Source organism: Polaromonas sp. P1_F2 (assembly GCF_056405735.1).
In genome coordinates this window covers 432,383-451,731 of sequence record NZ_JBFUBN010000003.1, presented here as the reverse complement: position 1 = coordinate 451,731, position 19,349 = coordinate 432,383, and the positions used below count along the sequence as shown (strand labels likewise).

Annotated in this window: 20 protein-coding genes and 2 tRNA genes; 8 read left to right on the top strand and 14 right to left on the bottom strand. The window is 62.1% G+C overall.

The window, feature by feature from the left end; all coding sequences use genetic code 11:
* Nucleotides 1-42 precede the first annotated feature (42 nt).
* The gene (locus tag AC1D0O_RS09125) at nt 43-1,212 is read right to left on the bottom strand and encodes an alginate O-acetyltransferase AlgX-related protein (RefSeq protein ID WP_477653206.1); all 1,170 of its coding nucleotides are present in this window, start codon (nt 1,210-1,212) and stop codon (nt 43-45) included.
* An 11-nt stretch (nt 1,213-1,223) separates the two neighbouring features.
* Entirely contained in the window at nt 1,224-2,726 is a 1,503-nt protein-coding gene (locus AC1D0O_RS09120) for an MBOAT family O-acyltransferase (protein WP_477653205.1), read from the bottom strand.
* Between the two features lie 354 nt (nt 2,727-3,080).
* Here AC1D0O_RS09120 and AC1D0O_RS09115 point away from each other — a divergent pair, with 354 nt between their 5' ends.
* Nucleotides 3,081-3,392, top strand: a complete 312-nt coding sequence (locus tag AC1D0O_RS09115) for an I78 family peptidase inhibitor (RefSeq protein WP_477653204.1) — start codon at nt 3,081-3,083, stop codon at nt 3,390-3,392.
* 19 nt (nt 3,393-3,411) lie between these two features.
* On the opposite strand, the gene AC1D0O_RS09110 is transcribed toward AC1D0O_RS09115, so the two are convergent.
* From AC1D0O_RS09110 to AC1D0O_RS09085, 6 genes are all read right to left on the bottom strand, one after another.
* Nucleotides 3,412-3,624 (bottom strand): hypothetical protein, encoded by a 213-nt coding sequence (locus tag AC1D0O_RS09110; protein ID WP_477653203.1) that lies wholly within the window; start codon nt 3,622-3,624, stop codon nt 3,412-3,414.
* A 20-nt stretch (nt 3,625-3,644) separates the two neighbouring features.
* Nucleotides 3,645-4,835, bottom strand: coding sequence for a radical SAM family heme chaperone HemW (hemW, locus tag AC1D0O_RS09105; protein ID WP_477653202.1), 1,191 nt, complete (start codon nt 4,833-4,835; stop codon nt 3,645-3,647).
* Nucleotides 4,836-4,843: 8 nt separating this feature from the next.
* A complete protein-coding gene (gene rdgB, locus AC1D0O_RS09100; protein WP_477653201.1) occupies nt 4,844-5,464 on the bottom strand; it encodes an RdgB/HAM1 family non-canonical purine NTP pyrophosphatase in 621 nt (206 codons plus the stop codon).
* Between the two features lie 49 nt (nt 5,465-5,513).
* Nucleotides 5,514-6,242 carry a ribonuclease PH gene (gene rph, locus AC1D0O_RS09095; protein WP_477653200.1) on the bottom strand — a complete coding sequence of 243 codons (729 nt, stop codon included), beginning with the start codon at nt 6,240-6,242 and terminating at the stop codon, nt 5,514-5,516.
* Between the two features lie 103 nt (nt 6,243-6,345).
* On the bottom strand, nt 6,346-7,248 hold the full coding sequence (locus AC1D0O_RS09090; RefSeq protein WP_436156659.1) for a PP2C family protein-serine/threonine phosphatase: 903 nt from the start codon (nt 7,246-7,248) through the stop codon (nt 6,346-6,348).
* Nucleotides 7,245-8,252 (bottom strand): serine/threonine protein kinase, encoded by a 1,008-nt coding sequence (locus tag AC1D0O_RS09085; protein ID WP_007874747.1) that lies wholly within the window; start codon nt 8,250-8,252, stop codon nt 7,245-7,247. The genes AC1D0O_RS09090 and AC1D0O_RS09085 overlap by 4 nt, the downstream gene beginning before the upstream one ends.
* A gap of 72 nt (nt 8,253-8,324) precedes the next feature.
* On the opposite strand from AC1D0O_RS09085, the gene AC1D0O_RS09080 reads away from it, so the two are divergent.
* The 4 genes from AC1D0O_RS09080 (at nt 8,325) to AC1D0O_RS09065 (ending at nt 12,511) form a co-directional block, all read left to right on the top strand.
* Complete coding sequence (locus tag AC1D0O_RS09080) at nt 8,325-9,242, top strand: YicC/YloC family endoribonuclease (protein ID WP_477653199.1); 918 nt, start codon at nt 8,325-8,327, stop codon at nt 9,240-9,242.
* 47 nt (nt 9,243-9,289) lie between these two features.
* Complete coding sequence (gene gmk, locus AC1D0O_RS09075; RefSeq protein ID WP_477653198.1) at nt 9,290-9,910, top strand: guanylate kinase; 621 nt, start codon at nt 9,290-9,292, stop codon at nt 9,908-9,910.
* A gap of 41 nt (nt 9,911-9,951) precedes the next feature.
* Nucleotides 9,952-10,155: a DNA-directed RNA polymerase subunit omega gene (gene rpoZ, locus AC1D0O_RS09070; RefSeq protein WP_348046396.1), complete on the top strand. Its 204-nt coding sequence runs from the start codon at nt 9,952-9,954 to the stop codon at nt 10,153-10,155.
* Between the two features lie 118 nt (nt 10,156-10,273).
* The gene (locus tag AC1D0O_RS09065) at nt 10,274-12,511 is read left to right on the top strand and encodes a RelA/SpoT family protein (protein ID WP_477653197.1); all 2,238 of its coding nucleotides are present in this window, start codon (nt 10,274-10,276) and stop codon (nt 12,509-12,511) included.
* An 8-nt stretch (nt 12,512-12,519) separates the two neighbouring features.
* Here AC1D0O_RS09065 and greB read toward each other — a convergent pair whose 3' ends face one another.
* The 5 genes from greB to hrcA all read right to left on the bottom strand — a co-directional run bounded on the left by greB (nt 12,520) and on the right by hrcA (nt 14,774).
* Nucleotides 12,520-13,089: a transcription elongation factor GreB gene (greB, locus tag AC1D0O_RS09060; RefSeq protein WP_477653196.1), complete on the bottom strand. Its 570-nt coding sequence runs from the start codon at nt 13,087-13,089 to the stop codon at nt 12,520-12,522.
* A gap of 44 nt (nt 13,090-13,133) precedes the next feature.
* The gene (locus tag AC1D0O_RS09055) at nt 13,134-13,388 is read right to left on the bottom strand and encodes a hypothetical protein (protein ID WP_477653195.1); all 255 of its coding nucleotides are present in this window, start codon (nt 13,386-13,388) and stop codon (nt 13,134-13,136) included.
* Nucleotides 13,389-13,527: 139 nt separating this feature from the next.
* Nucleotides 13,528-13,604 (bottom strand) — tRNA-Arg (locus AC1D0O_RS09050).
* A 27-nt stretch (nt 13,605-13,631) separates the two neighbouring features.
* A tRNA-Ile gene (locus AC1D0O_RS09045) sits at nt 13,632-13,708 on the bottom strand.
* A 46-nt stretch (nt 13,709-13,754) separates the two neighbouring features.
* Nucleotides 13,755-14,774: a heat-inducible transcriptional repressor HrcA gene (gene hrcA, locus AC1D0O_RS09040; protein ID WP_477653194.1), complete on the bottom strand. Its 1,020-nt coding sequence runs from the start codon at nt 14,772-14,774 to the stop codon at nt 13,755-13,757.
* A 48-nt stretch (nt 14,775-14,822) separates the two neighbouring features.
* Between hrcA and AC1D0O_RS09035 the strand changes: the two genes are divergently transcribed.
* The 3 genes from AC1D0O_RS09035 to rapZ are packed head-to-tail and all read left to right on the top strand — an operon-like array spanning nt 14,823 to nt 18,225.
* Nucleotides 14,823-15,698, top strand: a complete 876-nt coding sequence (locus AC1D0O_RS09035) for an NAD kinase (protein ID WP_436156629.1) — start codon at nt 14,823-14,825, stop codon at nt 15,696-15,698.
* Between the two features lie 17 nt (nt 15,699-15,715).
* A complete protein-coding gene (recN, locus tag AC1D0O_RS09030) occupies nt 15,716-17,359 on the top strand; it encodes a DNA repair protein RecN (protein ID WP_477653193.1) in 1,644 nt (547 codons plus the stop codon).
* The gene (gene rapZ / locus AC1D0O_RS09025) at nt 17,359-18,225 is read left to right on the top strand and encodes an RNase adapter RapZ (RefSeq protein WP_477653192.1); all 867 of its coding nucleotides are present in this window, start codon (nt 17,359-17,361) and stop codon (nt 18,223-18,225) included. Before recN ends, rapZ begins: the two co-directional genes overlap by 1 nt.
* Nucleotides 18,226-18,238: 13 nt before the next feature.
* Here the strand turns inward: rapZ and mutY are convergent, their stop codons facing one another.
* Complete coding sequence (mutY, locus tag AC1D0O_RS09020) at nt 18,239-19,321, bottom strand: A/G-specific adenine glycosylase (protein ID WP_477653191.1); 1,083 nt, start codon at nt 19,319-19,321, stop codon at nt 18,239-18,241.
* Nucleotides 19,322-19,349 lie beyond the last annotated feature (28 nt).

Genomic DNA, 19,349 nt, shown 5'->3' with positions numbered 1-19,349 from the left:
ATGGCGACAACCCTGCAGACATTGGCAGCCTGAATTGGGTGCTCAATACTGCTTGTTTCCATAGCTTGGTCCTTGCGGAATTGCCGCCTGTGCCGGTTTGCCCTCTCTTGCGCTCGAAACGGACACTACTGGAGGAAAAGTGGTAAAAAATCTACTGCGGGATTCACGTTCGACCACAGTGACAAAAACGTACTCCGGCTCGAATTCATCGATCAACTGGGAAAAATTTTCAGGCGACTTCACGTCATGCCAATTCACCTGCAGAACATCGCTGAACGTTGCCGCCATAAAGGGGGACATTGCAGTCCCGAATGAATCCCTAAGCCAAAGGACTTTTTTGTTATTGAGGGCGCTTTCCGATCTGACCCGAAGCGGTTTCACAGGTGTTTCAATCATGGGATTGCCGCCAGGGCGAATGGAAGTTTTAGTATGTAAATAGAACTGGGTGGTTTGGACTGGAGGATCCGACACCCGGGCAACCGGCTCGACATCCGGCAGATCACGGATGCGCAGGAGATTTGCCAAGTCGCCGCCCACTCTCGGCTCGACGCGAATGATGTCATAGGCTGTCTCTGGCGGCCACCTTACCTCCGGGGCAGCCTCGGCAACCTGCCGACCAAATGCGCGAAATGCAATCCCCGCACCCAAGGAATTCCAGTGGGTATCCGCCCGGTAATAAAGCGCTTCCGGCCGGCTGGCCTTAGCGGCCAGTAAAGGCTTTCTGAGATCGACGTAACGAAGTTCTCCCGCTTCAGCAAACAACATGTCCGCAACGTTGGGCGACGGCGATCTCGCCCACACTGGCAAGTACTCAGGGTATATGGAGCCCTTGTTCGGCCCCACCATGATCCTGTACACCTTGACGCCTTTGCTTGAAAGATAGACATCCCATGCCTGCGCAGAGCTTCCAATTTTTTTGCCCAAGGCGCTATCAGCCTCTGTCGGCGGACTTCGATCCACGGTTAATGTTTTCTCCTCTTTATCACCCAAGTAAAGCCAAGCATCATGGCCGATGATTACCTGCTTCGGACTCACACTGATGCCATATGGATAAAGCGACCTGGAAATCCAACTCACCGAAAAATCCATGTTGTAGAAAAAGGCCTTAGACCATTTCAAGTTCGAAAAATCAGGTGCGCAGAGAATGTTGATCGCAGGAATAACCAACAAGCTGATGAAAAAAGACAGAAAAATGAATGCTCGATTTTTCACAATCAGTAGAACTAAAAATTGAAATAGAGAAACACAGAACTGGTTGTCACCAAGGTGAAGTACATCGCCACCGAGAGCATGGCAGCGCCGTAGATCAATTTCCTGGTTCCGAGAGGACTGTTTACGATCTCCATAGAATTCTGTTGCACGATTATTCCGAAGGCTGCGGCGATCGCTACGTACGCGGGGATTTGCCAGAAAAACCCGGCAAGAAAAATCTTCCCTGGCGTATCGGGGTGTATTCCCGCCCAAGCAAGGTTGGATGTGAAAATCAAAGCTGTCGGGGGGTCGAGCACCGAACCAAAGTCAATCATTCCGCGAAGTACGCGCATGGCATCGTTCAGTGTCTTTGCGCGGAAGAATACCCATGCGACATTCACAAAGGCAAAAGTCACAATCCACGCCAGCACCGGAGGCAATGGTCGGTTGAGTGTTTTCCAGAGTCGGTGGATGGCAACGGCGCCACCGTGCATGGCGCCCCAGATCAAAAACATCCAGGTCGCCCCGTGCCATAAGCCGCCCAGCAAGAACGTAATGAAAAGATTCAGGTAGGTGCGATATTCCGCGTGCCGATTCCCGCCTAGAGGGATGTAAAGATAATCGCGCAGGAAACTGCTCAGGGTAATGTGCCAGCGGCGCCAGAAATCCTGGATGTCCAGGGCCTTGTAGGGCGAGTTGAAGTTGATGGGAAGCCGGATATTGAAAAGCAAAGAAGCCCCAATCGCCATGTCGCAATAGCCGCTGAAATCGAAGTACAGCTGGAATGTGTATGACAAGCTTGTCTTCCACGCATCAAAGAACCCAAGAGCCTCTCTGCCATCGAACCCGGCCGTCGCCCAGATCGCAAAACTGTCGGCGATGACAACTTTCTTGAACATCCCGATGGAGAAAATAAACAGGCCCTTCATGATATTTGAATACCGCCGTGCCATTGTCCAGCGTGAGGAGAATTGCGGCATGATCTGGCGATGGTGAACAATGGGGCCTGCTATGAGATGCGGGAAAAAGGTCACGAATAGCGAGTAGTTCAGCAAGCCGTATTCGGCTGTCTCCCCCCGATAACTATCCACCAGATAAATGATTTGAGTAAACGTAAAGAAGCTGATCGCAAGCGGCAAAGCAATATCCGGGAAGTAGTAGCCCGTCCCAAAAAGGACGGCATTGACATTGCTGAGCAGGAAGTCCGTGTATTTGTAATACCCGAGCACGACTAGATTGGCCGCGATGCCCATAACGAGAACACGGCGCCGGTCAAAGCCGCATTGAGACTTTTTCATCCTCCGAAGAAATGTCTCGTGCGTCCGGGCCAGCCATGAACCGATGACGAAGTTCAGAAAAATTGAACCCAACATCAGCGGCAGGTGCTTGATGTCCCAATAGGCATAAAAAAACAGGCTTGTGGCCACCAACCAGACTTTCCCCCCGGTAATCAGGCGGCGGTGATTGAGCCAAAAATAGACGCCAAATGAGATCGGCAGGAACACCAGGATGAACTGCCAGGAATTAAAAATCATATTTGGTGCTGCCGGCTGGACGCGAGCGAGGAGGATAGTCGAGCATAGGCAGGAATGGCGTGTTCGGAAGCTGGCGGCGCAGTTCAGCTTGCGGGCTTGTCGCTCGGCAGGGCAGGCTTCACATGCGGGCAATGGTTTTAGAACATTTCATACTTGCCTGGGGCCAGCCCGGATTATGGATGTTTGCCGCCCATGACTTGTTGATTTCATACGCGGGCCTGCACCTACAGTAATTACCGGCATTACCCCATCTGGCGATGCCCCGCCGAGCGATATCTTCTCGACGAAAGGACTTTACGACGACAAGCTATTGTGCGGCGTTGAATGCAGCCGCTGTTTTTGAAAGGACCCACTATGCGTTTACCAGTATTGGCAGCCCTTGCCACCACCGCCGTCCTGTTGATGTCGGCCTGCGGAACCACCCCCGCTACCAGCCAGCCATCCGATCCCGCCCCCGTGTCAACCCGCTGCAATGCCGCCCCGGCCCAGTTCGCCATGGGCCGCAATGTGGATGCCACGCTCGAAAATGAAGCGCGCACGCGCGCCGGCGCCAAGACCGTACGGACACTCAGGCCCAACCAGGTGGTGACCATGGAGTTCAATGCCGAGCGGCTGAACCTCACGGTGGATGATGCGGGCCGGGTGACGCGGGTCAGCTGCGGTTGAGCAGCCCTGCGCCGATGATTCAGCGCTTGCCTTTGGCGGCTTGCTGAAGCTGACGTTTGCGCTTGGCCTTGTTGAGCGATTCGGGCTCGGCCGGCCGGTTGCGGAGTGCCGCGGCGGCGCGCTCCTCGGCCGCCTTCCTGCGCTTCTTGTCGCGGAAATGCACAAAAAGCCGGCCCAGGCCGAAACTGATGGCGCAGCTGACAACGAGAAAAATAAGGGCGGGAGTTTCCATGCGATTCGGGCCTTGCTTGTTCAGCCGGCCAGGAACAGTGACTGCAGGTCGTTCAAAAAATCAAAGCCGCGTTCGGTCGGTTTGACGTGCACGAAATCGCGCTCTATCAGGCCCTTGCGTTCGGCTTCTTCGAGGCCCTGCTGGATGGCGGTGATGGGCAGCCCCGTCTTCTCACTGAAGTCCTGCAGCTTGAAACCGTCGCGCAGGCGCAGGGCGTTGAGCATGAATTCAAAAGGCAGGTCGGCGCGGCCGACTTCGGTCTCTTGCGTCACGGCTTCGCCGGCCAAGGCTTTTTCCATGTACAGCTTGGGTTCGCGATAACGCACCTGGCGCACCACGCGATGCGCGAAGCTGAGCTTGCTGTGGGCGCCCGCGCCTATGCCGAGGTAATCGCCGAACTGCCAGTAGTTGAGGTTGTGGAAACAGCGGTGGCCTGGCTTGGCATAGGCCGACACTTCATAACGCTGCAGGCCCGCGGCCCCGGTCATCTCTGTAATCTTGTCGAGCATGGCGTAGGCCGTGTCTTCTTCTGGCACCACGGGCGGGAATTTGGCGAAGTAGGTGTTGGGCTCAATCGTCAGGTGGTAGATGGAGATGTGGGGCGGCTGCAGGGCCAGGGCCTGTCGCATGTCCTGCTCCAGGCTTTCCATGGTCTGCCCGGGCAGCGCGTACATGATGTCGAGATTGAAAGTGTCAAAGGCCTGCGCGGCTTCCTCGACCGCGGCGATGGCCTGGGCGCGGTCGTGCACGCGGCCCAGGGCTTTGAGGTGCCGGTCGTCAAAGCTTTGCACACCGACGGACAGGCGGGTCACGCCCGCGGCGCGGAAGGCCTTGAAGCGGTCTTTCTCAAAGGTGCCGGGGTTGGCTTCGAGCGTGATCTCGCAATCGGCCTCGAGCCGCAAGCGCGCGCGTATGTCGGCCAGCAGGCGATCTATGGCTTGCGGCGAAAACAGGCTGGGCGTGCCGCCGCCTATGAAGATGCTGTGCACGGTGCGGCCCCAGACCAGGGGTAGCGCGGCCTCAAGGTCGGCGATCACCGCGTCGATGTAGCGCTGCTCAGGCATCTCGCCCACGGCTTCGTGCGAATTGAAGTCGCAGTAGGGGCACTTGCGTATGCACCAGGGCAGGTGCACGTAGAGCGACAGCGGCGGCAGCGCGGCCAGCCGCAGCGTGCCGCTGCGCATGTAGTGCTGGATGTCCTGCTGCGCCATGGCGAGTGTCAGGGGGTGAGCGGCCACTGTCCGCGCATCAGTGCGATCATCTGGCGCGCGGCCTTGCCGCGATGGCTGTTGGCGTTCTTGACCTCGACCGGCAGTTGCGCAAAGGTTTTGCCGAACTCGGGGATGAACATCACCGGGTCGAAGCCGAAGCCGTTGTCGCCCACAGGCTGTGCGGCGATCTGCCCGGCCACGCGGCCGGAGGCAATCAACGGCTCGGGGTCTTTGTCGGAGCGCACAGCCACCAGCGTGCTGACCAGCGCGGCGCGGCGTTCGGAAGGCTGCGCCAGGTGCGCCATCTGTTCAAGCAAGGCCTTGACGTTGTTGTCATCGCCCTTGGTGTAGCCATAGCGGGTGGCGTAAAAAGCGGTGTCGACGCCGGGCAGGCCGCCGAAAGCCTCGACGCACAGGCCCGCATCGTCGGCCAGCGCGGGCAGGCCGCTGAGGCGCGAGGCCTGTCGGGCTTTGGCGAGGGCATTTTCGACAAAGGTGCGAAAGGGTTCTTCGGCCTCGGGCAGGCCCAGTTCGGCCTGGCTGACAAGTTCAAGCCCCAGAGGCGCGAACATGGCCTTGAGTTCGGCGAGTTTGCCCTGGTTGTTGGAGGCTAAAACGATTTTTTTCATGGGAGTCGATGGGGCGAAAAGCGCCGGAAGCTACGCGACGGACGGACGCTCAGGCAGCCAGCGACTGCTTTTGCAGCGCGACCAGCTCGGTGATGCCTTTTTCGGCGAGCACAAGCAGCGCGTCCATTTCCTTCCGCGAAAACGCGGCGCCTTCGGCCGTGCCCTGCACTTCCACATAATTGCCGGCGCCGGTCATGACAACATTCATGTCGGTGTCGCAAGCGGAGTCTTCGGTGTATTCAAGGTCCAGCAAGGGCGTGCCCTGCACGATGCCGACCGAGATGGCGGCGACGTGGTCGATGATGGGGCTTTGCGTGAGCTTGCCGCCGGCGATCAAGGTGTTGACGGCGTCCTGCGCCGCGACGAAGGCGCCGGTGATGCTGGCGGTGCGGGTGCCGCCGTCGGCCTGAATGACGTCGCAGTCGAGGTGGATGGTGCGTTCACCGAGTTTCTTCAGGTCGAACACCGAGCGCATGGAGCGGCCGATCAGGCGCTGGATTTCCTGCGTGCGCCCGCTTTGTTTGCCGCGCGCGGCCTCGCGGTCGCTGCGGGTATGGGTGGCGCGGGGCAGCATGCCGTATTCGGCGGTGACCCAGCCTTCGCCGCTGCCTTTCTTGTGGCCGGGGACTTTTTCTTCGACGGAGGCGGTGCACAGCACCTTGGTGCCGCCGAACTCGATCAGCACCGAGCCTTCGGCGTAGGCGGTGTAGTGGCGGGTGATGCGCACGCTGCGCAGGGCGTCGGCGGCGCGCGCGCCGCTTCGTTCAAACTGGCTCATGAAAATGGCTTTCTGGCAAAACGCCGGAGAAAATAAAGCGGAAGAAAAGGTAAAACGAAAAGGAGAGAAGGGAACGAGACGCCTTGCAGCGCCGGCCCCGGTATCAGGCTTTTCTGGCGGCCGAGCGGCGAATGGCTTCGTTGATCTCGGCGATCGAGCGTTCGATGGTTGCCTCGTCGAGGTCGTCGACCATGGTGTCGAGCACGCCGGCCTGGATCGTCGAGGCGAACACGCCGTCCATGATGCTGTCGGTGGAGACGCCACGGGTGGACTCGAAGGCGTCGGGCGTTTCCCACTCCATGGCCAGCACGGTGACGTTGTCGCTGTGCTCGCCGCCGGTGCGCAGGGCGTTTTCGACCAGGTCGGGCACCGCGTCGGACACGCCCTTGCTGGCCAGCTGGCGCACGATTTCGGCGTCGCTGAGGCTGCCCCAAAGGCCGTCGGAGCACAGCAGCAGCTTGTCGCCCTGCTGCAAGGTGACGGGGCCGGCGACGTCGAAGACGGGTTTGGTGGGCGATCCCAGGCAGGTGAACAGAATGTTGCGGTTGATGCGCTCGAGCTTGATCACGCCGGCGCTTTGCTGTTCGAGGTAGGAGTGGTCGCGGGTGCGCGTGAGCAGTTCGCCGTCACGCACGACGTAAAGTCGCGAATCGCCGCAGTGCACCCAGGTGGCGCCCGTGCCCTGCAGGATGGCGGCCACCAGCGTGGTGCGGGGGGTGTCCAGCATGCCTTTTTCGCTGGCGTAGCGGATGATCTGGTGGTGCGCCGCCATCAGGGCGGTGGAGAGGAACTCGGTGGTGTCTTCAATGACGGGGCGCGCTTCCTTCTGGTAGAGCGCCGAGATGGTCTGCAGGGCGAGCTGGGCCGCCACTTCGCCTTCAGGGTGGCCGCCCATGCCGTCGGCCAGCACGAAGAGGCCCGATTCGCGCGTGTAGCAATAGCCCATGCGGTCTTCGTTCTTTTCGCGCCCGCCTTTGCGGCTGACCTGAAAGACTGAGAATTTCATTTGAATTTGGTCGCGTAGCCGGTGGCCTTGCGCGCTGATTTTTTGGTGTCGGACACCATGTTGTCAAACTGCAGGCGAACCTTTTCGCTGACGGTGAGCTTGGTGTAGCGGCGCTCGCCCTCCCGGCTCAGCTCTTTTTGCAGGGCGAAAACCGACTGCGGGCGGGACAGCGGATCGAGCGACATGCACCACTCTACAACCTCGATCAGGTTATCGGAATAGACACCACGCAAACGCGACAGGGCAAGCGACAGACGGTCTTTTTCGAGGCGCTGGGGCGCGTCGTTGGGCGGGTAACCCTGCATCGTGGCGTAAATGCAGGCGCCGATGGCGTAAATGTCAGTCCAGGGGCCCATGGAGGAATCGCGGCGGTACATCTCGGGCGCGGCGAAGCCGGGCGTGTACATGGGACGAATGAAGTTGCCTTCCTTGCTCAGCACCTCGCGGGCGGCGCCGAAGTCGATCATCACGGCGCGGTTGTCGTCGGTGATGAAGATATTGGCGGGCTTGATGTCCAGGTGCAGCATCTTGTGCTGGTGCACGATGCGCAGGCCGCGCAGGATTTCGTCGAACAGCGAGCGGATGGTCGATTCGCGGAAAACCTTCTGCTTTTTGAGCTCACGGGCCGTGATGATGAAGTCCTGCAGGGTGCCACCCTCCAGGTAGTTCATCACCATGTAGACAGTTTCGTTCTCGCGGAAGAAATTCAGCACGCTGACGACGGAACCGTGGGAAATCTGGGCGAGGGAGCGGCCTTCTTCAAAGAAACTCTTGAGGCCCAGGCGGTACAGCGAAAGTTTTTCAGGCTGGACCTGGGGAAGCAGTTCGCCCGGCGAGCGGCTGGCCAGGGAAGACGGCAGGTATTCCTTGATGGCAACCTGCTGGCCCTCGTTGTCGACAGCCAAGTAAACTACCCCGAAGCCTCCGGCCGAAAGCTTTCGCACAACACGATAGCCACCAATCACGGTGTCGGGCGGCAACGGTGCAGGCTTGACCTTTGACATAATTTGGGCTTGCCCGGGCGAGACAATGTCGGCCTGGGTCTTGGTTCTCTCTCTAGTAAAGCGTATCTACAAATGTCAGTTTACAGCATGACGGGTTATGCAACCGTGCAATCGAGCATGGCGCAGTCCGCCCCGGAAACTGAATCGGGCCCGGACGCCAGCTCCCGTCTGGGCGTCGAAATACGCTCCGTCAACAGCCGGTTCCTGGACCTGGCCTTCCGCCTGCCCGACGAACTGCGGCAGGCCGAACCAGCCCTGCGCGAACTGCTCACCGGCAAGCTCAAGCGCGGCAAGGTCGAAGTACGGGTGTCGCTGGAAAGCGCCTCGTCGGGCAACCTGCGCGCGCCCTCGTCGGCCACCTTGCAGCGCCTGGGCTCGCTGGAAGACAGCATCAAGTCCTGGCTGCCACAGGCCGGGGCGCTCAGCGTCGCAGATATTCTCAGAATTGCGACGAATGAAGACAAAAAACCACACGACTACAGCGATGAGCTGCTCAAGCTGGCCAAAAAGGCCCTGAAAGAGCTGATGACGGCCCGCGAACGGGAAGGCGCCCGCCTCGCGGAGATGCTGCTGGACCGTACTGCGCAGCTACGGGCACTGGCCGCGCTGGCCGTGCCCATGGTCCCCAAGCTGGTGGAGCAGCAGAAAACCCGCTTCCTGGAGCGATGGAAAGAAGCCATGGCCCTGTCCGACGGCGGCGCGCTGCCGGAAATCGCCCAGGACCGGGCCCTGACCGAGGCCACCGCCTTCGCCATCCGGATCGACGTGGCGGAAGAAATCACCCGGCTGTCGTCCCACCTCGACGAGATCGACCGCCTGCTCGCCGGCGGCGGGGAACTGGGAAAGCGCCTGGATTTCCTGATCCAGGAACTGCACCGCGAAGCCAATACACTGGGCTCCAAATCCGCGTCCCTGGAACTGACCCGCATCTCCGTGGACATGAAGGTGTTGATCGAGCAGATCCGCGAGCAGGTCCAGAACATCGAATAGCGCCCCGGCAGCCCCCTCTTTCAATAAGCACTCAACGACCCGAACGCATGGACTATCCCGGAAACCTTTTTGTCGTGGCCGCCCCCAGCGGGGCGGGCAAATCCAGCCTGGTGAAGGCCCTGATGGAGCTGGATTCGCGCATCCAGCCCTCGGTGTCGCACACCACCCGCCCTCCGCGCGGGCAGGAAAAGCACGGCAGGGAGTACTTTTTCCTGTCGCCCGAGGAATTCGACGGCATGGTGGCTCGCGACGCCTTCCTGGAGTGGGCTCACGTGCACGGCCACCGCTACGGCACTTCGCGGCAGACCATCGAGGAGCGAGTGGCCCATGGCGCCGACGTGATCCTGGAGATCGACTTCCAGGGTGCCATCAACATCAAGCGGATTTTCGCCAATGCGGTGCTGATCTTCATCCTGCCGCCCAGCTGGGAGGAACTGCGCTCCCGCCTGCAACGGCGCGGCGAGGATAGTGCCGAGGTCATCGAGCTGCGGCTCAAAAACGCCGGCACCGAGATGGCCCAGGCCCGGGAATTCGACTTCGTTATAATCAACGAGTTGTTTGAGCGGGCAGTTTTCGACCTGAAAACCATTGTGCATGCCCAGCGGCTCAAGTTTTCGGCCCAGCGACGCGCCCGTGCCGAGACCTTCCAGGCCCTTCAAATTCCCTGATTTCAGCGCTTTTCACCTTATCGATCACACCGGAGATCACCATGGCCCGCATTACCGTCGAAGATTGCCTCGAAAAAATCCCGAACCGCTTCCAGCTGGTGCTGGCCGCAACCTACCGCGCGCGCATGCTGAGCCAGGGCCATGCCCCCAAGATCGAAAGCAAGAACAAGCCCGGCGTGACCGCCCTGCGCGAAATCGCCGACGGCAAGATCGGCCTTGAAATGCTGAAAAAAGTCCCCTCCTGAAACACTGTTCAGGCTCGCAAAAAGCACCGAATATCGGTGCTTTTTTCATTTCCGAGTCTCTAAAGTCCATTTTTTCCAGATTTTTTTCATGCCGCGATACATTTAAGGCATGAGCGCCATGCTTTCGCCCGTTGTTGCCAGCAAATCGACCCCGGCCGCCGCCAATGCCGCGGCCGCGAGTTTTGCCGCGCTCACGGCCAGGCTGGACTACCTGAGCGCCGCCGACATCGACAATGTCCGCCGCGCCTACCGTTTTGCCGATGAGGCGCACCTGGGCCAGCTGCGCAACAGCGGCGAACCCTACATCACCCACCCGATCGCCGTGGCGCAACAGTGCGCCGAATGGAAACTGGATGCGCAGGCCCTCATGGCCGCCCTGCTGCATGACGCGATTGAAGACTGCGGCGTTACCAAACCGGAATTGATAGAGCGCTTCGGCGCCCCGGTGGCCGAACTCGTGGACGGGCTGACCAAGCTCGAAAAGCTGGAATTCAACACCCGCGAGGAAAACCAGGCCGAATCCTTCCGCAAGATGCTGCTGGCTATGGCGCGCGACGTGCGGGTCATCCTGATCAAACTGGCCGACCGCACCCACAACATGCGCACGCTGGGCGACGTCCCGCGCGCCAAGTGGACCCGCATTTCGCGCGAAACCCTCGATATTTACGCGCCCATCGCCCACCGCCTGGGCCTGAACACCACCTACCGCGAGCTGCAGGACCTGTCCTTCCAGCACCTGCACCCCTGGCGCTACGCCACCCTGACCAAGGCACTGCAAAAGGCCCGCGGCCGCCGGCGCGACGTGATCAAGCGGGTTCAGGGCGAAGTCGAGTCGGCTTTTACCAGCGCGAAGGTACCCGTGCTGATCTCGGGGCGCGAAAAGACCCTGTATTCCATCTACCGCAAGATGGACGAGAAGCACCTGTCCTTCGCCCAGGTCACCGACCTCTACGGCTTTCGGGTGATCGTGAAGGACCTGACCGCCTGCTACACGGCGATGGGCGTGCTGCACCAGCTCTATAAGCCCCTGCCCGGCAAGTTCAAGGATTACATCGCGATCCCCAAGATCAACGGCTACCAGTCGCTGCACACCACCCTGGTCGGGCCCTTCGGCACGAATATCGAGTTCCAGATGCGCACCGAGGCCATGCATGTGGTGGCCGAGTCCGGCGTGGCGGCTCACTGGCTGTACAAGGCTACGGACCCGGACAGCGACGCCTCGCAGCGCCTGGGCACGCAGTGGCTGCAGTCGCTGCTCGACATCCAGCATGAAACGCGCGATGCGGCCGAGTTCTGGGACCACGTCAAGATCGACCTGTTCCCCGAGGCGGTTTATGTGTTCACGCCGAAAAGCCAGATCATGGCCATGCCGCGCGGCGCGACGATCGTGGACTTCGCCTATGCCATCCACAGCGATGTGGGCCACCGCGCCGTGGCCGCCAAGGTCAACGGCGAGCAGGTGCCGCTGCGCTCCGAACTGCACAACGGCGACGTCATCGAGATCATCACGGCTTCCGTCTCCAGCCCCAACCCCGGCTGGCTCGGCTTCGTACGCACCGGCAAGGCGCGTTCCAAAATTCGCCACCACCTGAAGACCATGGCGCTGTCGGAATCGCAGGACCTGGGCGAAAAAATGCTGGCCCAGGCGCTGCGCGCCGAGGGCATAGAGCGCGATCGCCTGCCCGAGGACGACGAGGCCCATCACGGCACCTGGGAAAAAATCCTGCGTTTTACCGGCAACCGCACGCGTGCCGACCTGCTGACCGACATCGGCCTGGGCAAGCGGATCGCCAGCATGGTCGCCAAGCGCATCGTGACCCTGCTCGCCGAGACCGGCGAAAAGCCCAATGCGCTGCTGATGAGCCGCGAGCGCTACACCGCCCACGAGTCGGTGTCGCAAGGCGCCCTGGTGATCGACGGCAGCGAAGGCGCCTCGGTGCAGTTCGCCCCCTGCTGCCGGCCCATTCCGGGCGACGGCATCGTCGGCTACCTGGGCCGCGGCGAGGGCCTGGTCATACACACCGACGACTGCGCCGTCGCCAAGCGCCTGCAGCACCGCGACAGTGAGCGCTTCATCGCTGTCGACTGGTCGGACGAGCCGGTGCGCACTTTTGAGACCAACCTGCTGGTCACGGTGTCCAACGGCAAGGGGGTGCTGGCACGCGTTGCGGCCGCGCTGGCCAGCGCCGAGGCCGACATCACCCACGTCGACATGGAGCAAGAGCCCTCGCACGATGCGACCGACCTGCGTTTTGGCGTGGCGGTACGTGACCGCGTGCACCTGGCTTCGGCCCTGCGCAGTGTCAAGCGCACACCCTCAGTCCTGCGGGTTCAGCGAGCCAAGTCGACCGGCTAGCCTGCCGCTTAACCGGCCGTGCGTTCGTCGGGCGCCGGGTAGTCCACCTTCAGCACCTCCAGCGTCTGCAGGCCTTGCGGCGTCACGAGGCTCACCTCATCCCCCACTCGCGACTTGAGCAGCGCCCTGGCGACGGGCGATATCCAGCTGATTTGTCCCAGGGCACTGTTGGCCTCGTCGATGCCGAGGATGGTCACCATGCGCTCTGCGCCGCTGTCATCGGCATAGCTCACGGTCGCGCCGAAGAAGACCTGGTCGCTGCCGTGGTGGATAGAGGGATTGCTGATCTCCGCGATCTCCAGCCTCTGCGTCAGGAAGCGGATGCGCCTGTCGATTTCCCGCAGGCGCTTTTTGCCGTAGTGGTAGTCGCCGTTTTCCGAGCGATCGCCGTTGCTGGCCGCCCAGTGGACGATTTCCACCATCTTGGGTCGCTCGTTGTCGATCAGGTCCAGCAGTTCGCTGCGCAGGCGCTCATAGCCCTGCGGCGTGATGTAGTTTTTGCCGCCCGCGGGCAAGGGGGCGAGCGCGGGCTCGTCGTCCTCGGACTCATCGGTTTCTTTGGTAAAGGCTTTGTTCATGCTCCAGCCACCATAGCATTCATGGCGGCCGGCCGTGAATGCCTCTAAAAATCTTCCATCTTCAGGACCAGGGGATTGTCGGGCGTGTAGTTGACGCCCGCCACGACCATGTCGGCGGCCCGGGCGTGAATCATTTCAGCATCACGCTCGTAGGCCTTTTTGAGGGAGTCCGGCTCCGGCACGGCGCCGAAGAACTCCTCCATCGCCTCGCGCGAAATCCTGACCGGAATGGTGCTGCCTGCATGCGACAGGCCAAAACTCAGCCAGTCGCCGTGGTCCTCGACGTTCAGTGATCCCATGTTTCTCCTCCGGAATGAGCCTCCAGAATAGCGGAGCGGCTGGTGCACGTACAGCCCCGGAAAACCACTAAAAAGCCCTGCGCAAAGAAAAATAGCCTAGAGGGGTGAGCCTCTAAGCTATTGAAATCACTAATAAAAGTGGTGCGGCTGGCAGGAATTGAACCCACGACCCCTTGGTTCGTAGCCAAGTACTCTATCCAACTGAGCTACAGCCGCTAAGCCTCAAATTATAGCTTATTTAAATGGTAGGGCGTGAGTGACTTGAACACTCGACCAAAGGATTATGAGTCCTCTGCTCTAACCAACTGAGCTAACGCCCCACACAAGAGAGAGATTGTAAGGGCCTGCGGGGACCTGCTCGCGGGCCTACTTGCTGTGGCTCAGGGCCGTGCTGACCAGTTTGGAGGTGATGTCGACGATCTGGATCATTTTTTCGTAGGGCATGCGCATGGGGCCTATGACGCCCAGCGTGCCCACGACCTGGCCGTCGACTTCGTAAGGCGCCGTCACCACCGACAGCTCCTGGTAGGGAATGACCTGGCTTTCGCCGCCTATGTAGATGCGAACGCCCTCGGCGCGGCTGGACACGTCGAGCAGGCGCATCAGCTGCGCCTTTTGCTCGAACAGGTCGAACAGCTTGCGCAGGTTGCCCATGTCGCCGGAAAAATCGCTGACGGCCAGCAGGTTGCGCTCGCCGGAGATCACGACTTCGTCGCGCGATTCGATGGCTTCGGAGCTGACCTTGACCGCGGCCTGCATTAGCGTGGCGATCTCGCCGCGCAGCGCCTCGACCTCGTTTTTCAGGCGCTCGCGCACTTCCTCGATCGCCATGCCGGCGTAGTGTGAATTGAGGAAATTGGCGGCCTCCACCAGCTGCGACTGGCTGTAGTCGGCCTCGGTGAAGATGACCCGGTTCTGCACGTCGCCGTCGGGCGACACGATGATCACGAGGAAACGTTTTTCGGACAGGCGCAAAAATTCAATGTGGCGGAACACCGAAGTGCGGCGCGGCGCCATGACCACACCGACGAATTGCGACAGGCTGGAGAGCATGTGCGCCGCGTTGCTGAGCACCTTTTGCGGCTGGTCGGGCGCCAGCCGGGGGGCGCCTATCTGACCCGCGGCAGGAAAGGAGTCGCGCTGCGTGGTCAGCATGGTATCGACGAAGAGGCGGTAGCCGCGCGCCGTGGGGATGCGGCCGGCCGAGGTGTGAGGGCTGACGATCAGGCCGAGCTCCTCGAGATCGCTCATCACGTTGCGTATGGTGGCGGGGGACAGCTCCAGGCCGGAGGCCTTGGACAGCGTGCGTGAACCCACCGGCTGCCCATCGGCAATGTAGCGCTCCACCAGCGCCTTGAGAAGCAACCGCGCACGATCATCAAGCATGCCGACATTCTACGAAGCTTGGGGCGGATGTTGTGATGTAATTTGCCGATGAAATCGCAATTCCGCCATGTCGCACTGATCGGCAAGTACCACGCACAGGGTTCCCGGTCGGCGCTGGAGGACATCGCGCATTTCCTGGGCACCCAGGGCTGCGAGGTAGCGATCGAGCAGGACACCGCCAGCAACACCGGCCTCACGCAATTCCCGACGCTGGACGCGGCCGGCATAGGCGCCCAGTGCGACCTGGCCCTGGTGGTGGGCGGCGACGGCACCATGCTGGGCATAGGCCGGCTGCTGGCCCAGTTCGGCATCCCGCTGGTGGGCATCAACCAGGGCCGGCTCGGCTTCATCACCGACATCGCCTTCGAGGACTACCAGAACACCCTGATTCCCATGCTGCGCGGCGAATACGAGGAGGACCGCCGCTGGATGATGCAGGCCAAGGTGGTGCGCGACGGCCGCTGCGTCTTCAGCGCCACCGCCATGAACGACGTGGTGGTCAACCGCGGCGCGACCGCCGGCATGGTGGAGCTTCGCGTCGAGGTCGACGGCCGCTTCGTGGCCAACCAGCGCGCCGACGGCCTGATCATCGCCTCGCCCACCGGCTCCACGGCCTACGCGCTGTCCGCCGGCGGGCCCCTGCTCCATCCCTCGATTGCCGGCTGGGTGCTGGCGCCCATCGCGCCGCACACACTGTCGAACCGGCCCATCGTGCTATCGGACTCCGGCGAGATCACGATTGAGATCGTCGCCGGCCGGGACGCCAGCGCCAACTTCGACATGCAGTCGCTGGCCAGCCTGCTGCACGGCGACCGCATCACCGTCAGGCGCTCGGAGCACCAGATGCGCTTTCTGCACCCCAAGGGCTGGAGCTACTTCGACACCTTGCGCAAAAAACTTCACTGGAATGAAGGCGTAGCCTGAATGGCACGGATTTATTTATGAGCCTCAAAAGCATCTCGCTTCGCGATTTCGTCATCGTCCACGAACTCGAGCTGGACCTGTCCGGCGGGTTCACGGTGCTGACCGGTGAGACCGGCGCCGGCAAATCCATCCTGATCGACGCCCTGCAACTTGCCCTGGGCGCGCGTGCCGATGCCGGTGTGATACGTGAAGGCGCGGCGCGCTGCGAGATCAGCGTCGAGTTCGACAGCCCCAAGGGCCTGGCCGCCTGGCTGGAGCAAGCCGGCTTCGATGGCGGCGACAGCCTGCTCTTGCGCCGCACGATAGACGTGCAAGGCAAAAGCCGCGCCTGGATCAACGGCAGCGCGGCAACCGCCACGCAGCTCAAGGAGATCGCCGACCACCTGGTGGACATCCACGGCCAGCATGCCTGGCAAAGCCTGACGCGGCCCGACGCGGTGCGCGGCCTGCTGGACTCCTATGCGGACGTTTCCACGGATGAACTCTCGCGCCGCTGGCAGCAGTGGCGTCTGGCGCAGAAGACGCTGCTGGAAGCGCGCGACGCCCAGGACAGCCTGCAGCGCGAACGCGAGCGACTGGCCTGGCAGATCGGCGAAGTCGACAAGCTCGCTCCCGGCGCCGACGAGTGGGACGAACTCAATGCCCAGCACGGGCGCCTGTCGAATGCCCAGGCCCTGCGCGACGCGGTGCAAACCGCCGTCGATGCATTGCAGGAATCCGACGACAACGCCAACGCGCTGTTGGGCCGCGCGATTGCGGCGCTGCAAAACCAGGAACACATAGAGCCCGAGTTCAAGGCCATGGTGGAAGTCCTGAACGGCGCGCTGGCACAGATGGAAGACACGGTCCACTCGCTCAACGGCTATGCCCGCCATGCCGAACTCGAGCCGCAGCGGCTGGCCGAACTCGACGAGCGCCTGTCACAGTGGGTCAGCCTGGCGCGCCGCTACAAGCGCACGCCGGCCGAGCTGCCCGAGCTGCTGGCGTCCTGGCAGGCCGAACTGCAAAAACTCAATGCCGCGGCCGACCTGGCCCAGCTTGAAAAGAACGAAGCCGCGGCCAAGGCCGCCTACCTCGAGGAAGCCGGCCAGGTGTCCAAGGCCCGCGCCAAAGCCGCGCCCAAGCTCGCCAAGGCCATCACCCAGGCCATGCAGGGCCTGGGCATGCAGGGCGGAAAATTCGACGTGGCGCTGGCAAAACTTGAACAACCCGCCCAGCATGGCCTCGAGCAAGCCGAATTCCTGGTGGCCGGCCACAGCGGCAGCACGCCGCGCCCCGTCGGCAAAGTAGCCTCGGGCGGCGAGCTGTCGCGCATCGCGCTGGCCATTGCCGTCACCACCAGCCAGCTCGGGCAGGCCGAAACCCTGATTTTTGACGAGGTGGATTCAGGCGTGGGCGGCGCCGTCGCCGAAACCGTTGGCCGCCTCATGAAACAGCTGGGCAAGGACCGCCAGGTCATGGCCGTCACCCATTTGCCCCAGGTGGCGGCCTGCGCCGACCAGCACCTGGTGGTCGCCAAGCGCTCCGAGAACGGCGCCACCCTGAGCACCGTCGATCATGTCAACGGCGAGCAGCGCGTGGCCGAGATCGCCCGCATGCTGGGCGGTGAACGCCTTTCCGGCACCACGCTGGCCCACGCCAAGGAAATGCTGGGGCAGTGATGGCGACGCTGGAAATGGTCCTCATCACCGGCATGTCGGGCTCGGGGAAATCCGTCGCCCTGCATGCGCTGGAGGACGCCGGCTACTACTGCGTCGACAACCTGCCCCCCGAGCTGCTCACGCCTTTCGTCGCGCTGGAACAGAAGCACGGCGCGCAGAAGGTGGCGATTGCCATGGACGTGCGCAGCGCGACCTCGCTGCCGCTGGTACCCCAGCAGTTGCGGCAGCTGCGCGAGTCCGGCGTGGTGGTGCAGTCGCTGTTCCTGGACGCCAACACCGAGACCCTGGTGCGCCGCTTTTCGGAAACGCGCCGGCTGCACCCGCTGTCGCGCATAGACGCGTCCGACCAGCACCGCGCGCTGGTGGACGCCATCGAACTGGAGCGCGAACTGCTCGGCGAAATGCGCGAGCAGGCCCATGTGCTGGACACCAGCATGATCCGGTCCTCGCAGTTGCAAGGCTATGTGAAGTCGCTGATTTCCGCGCCCACCACCCAGCTGACGCTGGTGTTCGAATCCTTCGCGTTCAAGCGCGGCGTGCCGCTGGACGCCGACTATGTCTTCGACGTGCGCATGCTGCCTAATCCGCACTATGAGTCCGGCCTGCGCCACCTGACGGGGCGGGATGAGCCTGTGATGGATTACCTCAAGGCGCATCCCGAGGTCGGCGACATGTTCCGGCACATCGAGCAATTCCTCAGCCACTGGCTGAACGCGCTGGTGCGCGACCACCGCAGCTACGTGACGGTCGCCATCGGCTGCACAGGCGGCCAGCACCGCTCGGTCTACCTGGTCGAGGAACTGGCGACGGCTTTCAGCCCGCATTGGCGCACGCTGAAGCGGCACCGCGAGCTCGACGCCGGCTAAGAGGACACCGGTCTCAGGCGTCCTGCGCGAGCAGCTTGCGTATAGGTGCGGGCAGGCCCAGCGCGGGCCACGCTTCGGGGCCGAACCAGGCGCCCGGCCGCTCTTCCGACACCACGGCCTTGGGCAGCGCCTGGCCGGCGCCAAAGCCCGCGACCCACGGCGACAAATACAAATCCTTGTGCGTGAGCACATGGACAAACTGCGGCAGGGGATCGAGCCGCGATTGCAGCCCGGGCGGCAGCACCGCTTTCAGCTCGTCGTCACTGTCGAATACCGGCAGACAATACAGGCCGCCCCAGACGCCCCGGCCGGGACGCCTTTCAAGCCAGACCGAGCCGTCGGGCCGCTGCGCCCACAACAGGCTCAGGCCCTGGGCGCTGCGCTTGAGCTTGCGCGTCTTGACGGGGTACTTGCCGGGGTCGCCTTCGGCAAAACCGCGGCACAGCTTCTGAACCGGGCACAGCAGGCACTGCGGCTGGCGCCCGGCGCAAATCGTCGCGCCCAGGTCCATCAGGCCCTGGGTGTAGCGCGGCATGGTGTCGGCCAGCTTGCGCGTGGGCAGCAGTTCCGTCGCATGGTTCCACAGTGCTTTCTCATTGGCGCCTTGCGCCAGGTCGGCGGAAAAACCCAGCACCCGGGTGAGCACCCGCTTGACGTTGCCGTCCAGGATGGCCACACGCTCGGCGAAACAAAAAGAGGCGATGGCGGCCGCCGTCGAGCGGCCTATGCCGGGCAAGGTCTGCAATTGCTCCGAGGTGCCCGGAAATTGCCCGCCGTGCAGGGCCATGACATCTTTGGCGCAGCGATGCAGGTTGCGCGCCCGGCTGTAGTAGCCCAGCCCACTCCACAAGCCCAACACGTCGTCTTCGCTCGCGGCAGCCAGTTCGGCGACCGTGGGGAAGCGCTCAAGAAAGCGCGCGTAGTAATCGAGGACGGTGGCGACCTGGGTCTGCTGCAGCATGATCTCGGACAACCACACGCGGTAAGGGTCGCGCGTGTTCTGCCAGGGCAGGCTGTTGCGCCCGTGCGTGCTTTGCCAGCGTACGATTTCCCCGGAAAAACCGGGAGGCAGGGTTTGCAAGGCGGATTGCTTCATCGCCGGCTTTGCGCCCTGAGGGGGAAAA

Coding starts and splice junctions, on each gene's coding strand:
- AC1D0O_RS09120 (WP_477653205.1), bottom strand. CDS start 2,726: ATGATTTTTAATTCCTGGCAGTTCATCCTGGTGTTCCTGCCGATCTCA.
- AC1D0O_RS09115 (WP_477653204.1), top strand. CDS start 3,081: ATGCGTTTACCAGTATTGGCAGCCCTTGCCACCACCGCCGTCCTGTTG.
- AC1D0O_RS09110 (WP_477653203.1), bottom strand. CDS start 3,624: ATGGAAACTCCCGCCCTTATTTTTCTCGTTGTCAGCTGCGCCATCAGT.
- hemW (WP_477653202.1), bottom strand. CDS start 4,835: ATGGCGCAGCAGGACATCCAGCACTACATGCGCAGCGGCACGCTGCGG.
- rdgB (WP_477653201.1), bottom strand. CDS start 5,464: ATGAAAAAAATCGTTTTAGCCTCCAACAACCAGGGCAAACTCGCCGAA.
- rph (WP_477653200.1), bottom strand. CDS start 6,242: ATGAGCCAGTTTGAACGAAGCGGCGCGCGCGCCGCCGACGCCCTGCGC.
- AC1D0O_RS09090 (WP_436156659.1), bottom strand. CDS start 7,248: ATGAAATTCTCAGTCTTTCAGGTCAGCCGCAAAGGCGGGCGCGAAAAG.
- AC1D0O_RS09085 (WP_007874747.1), bottom strand. CDS start 8,252: ATGTCAAAGGTCAAGCCTGCACCGTTGCCGCCCGACACCGTGATTGGT.
- AC1D0O_RS09080 (WP_477653199.1), top strand. CDS start 8,325: ATGTCAGTTTACAGCATGACGGGTTATGCAACCGTGCAATCGAGCATG.
- gmk (WP_477653198.1), top strand. CDS start 9,290: ATGGACTATCCCGGAAACCTTTTTGTCGTGGCCGCCCCCAGCGGGGCG.
- rpoZ (WP_348046396.1), top strand. CDS start 9,952: ATGGCCCGCATTACCGTCGAAGATTGCCTCGAAAAAATCCCGAACCGC.
- AC1D0O_RS09065 (WP_477653197.1), top strand. CDS start 10,274: ATGCTTTCGCCCGTTGTTGCCAGCAAATCGACCCCGGCCGCCGCCAAT.
- greB (WP_477653196.1), bottom strand. CDS start 13,089: ATGAACAAAGCCTTTACCAAAGAAACCGATGAGTCCGAGGACGACGAG.
- AC1D0O_RS09055 (WP_477653195.1), bottom strand. CDS start 13,388: ATGGGATCACTGAACGTCGAGGACCACGGCGACTGGCTGAGTTTTGGC.
- hrcA (WP_477653194.1), bottom strand. CDS start 14,774: ATGCTTGATGATCGTGCGCGGTTGCTTCTCAAGGCGCTGGTGGAGCGC.
- AC1D0O_RS09035 (WP_436156629.1), top strand. CDS start 14,823: ATGAAATCGCAATTCCGCCATGTCGCACTGATCGGCAAGTACCACGCA.
- recN (WP_477653193.1), top strand. CDS start 15,716: ATGAGCCTCAAAAGCATCTCGCTTCGCGATTTCGTCATCGTCCACGAA.
- rapZ (WP_477653192.1), top strand. CDS start 17,359: ATGGCGACGCTGGAAATGGTCCTCATCACCGGCATGTCGGGCTCGGGG.
- mutY (WP_477653191.1), bottom strand. CDS start 19,321: ATGAAGCAATCCGCCTTGCAAACCCTGCCTCCCGGTTTTTCCGGGGAA.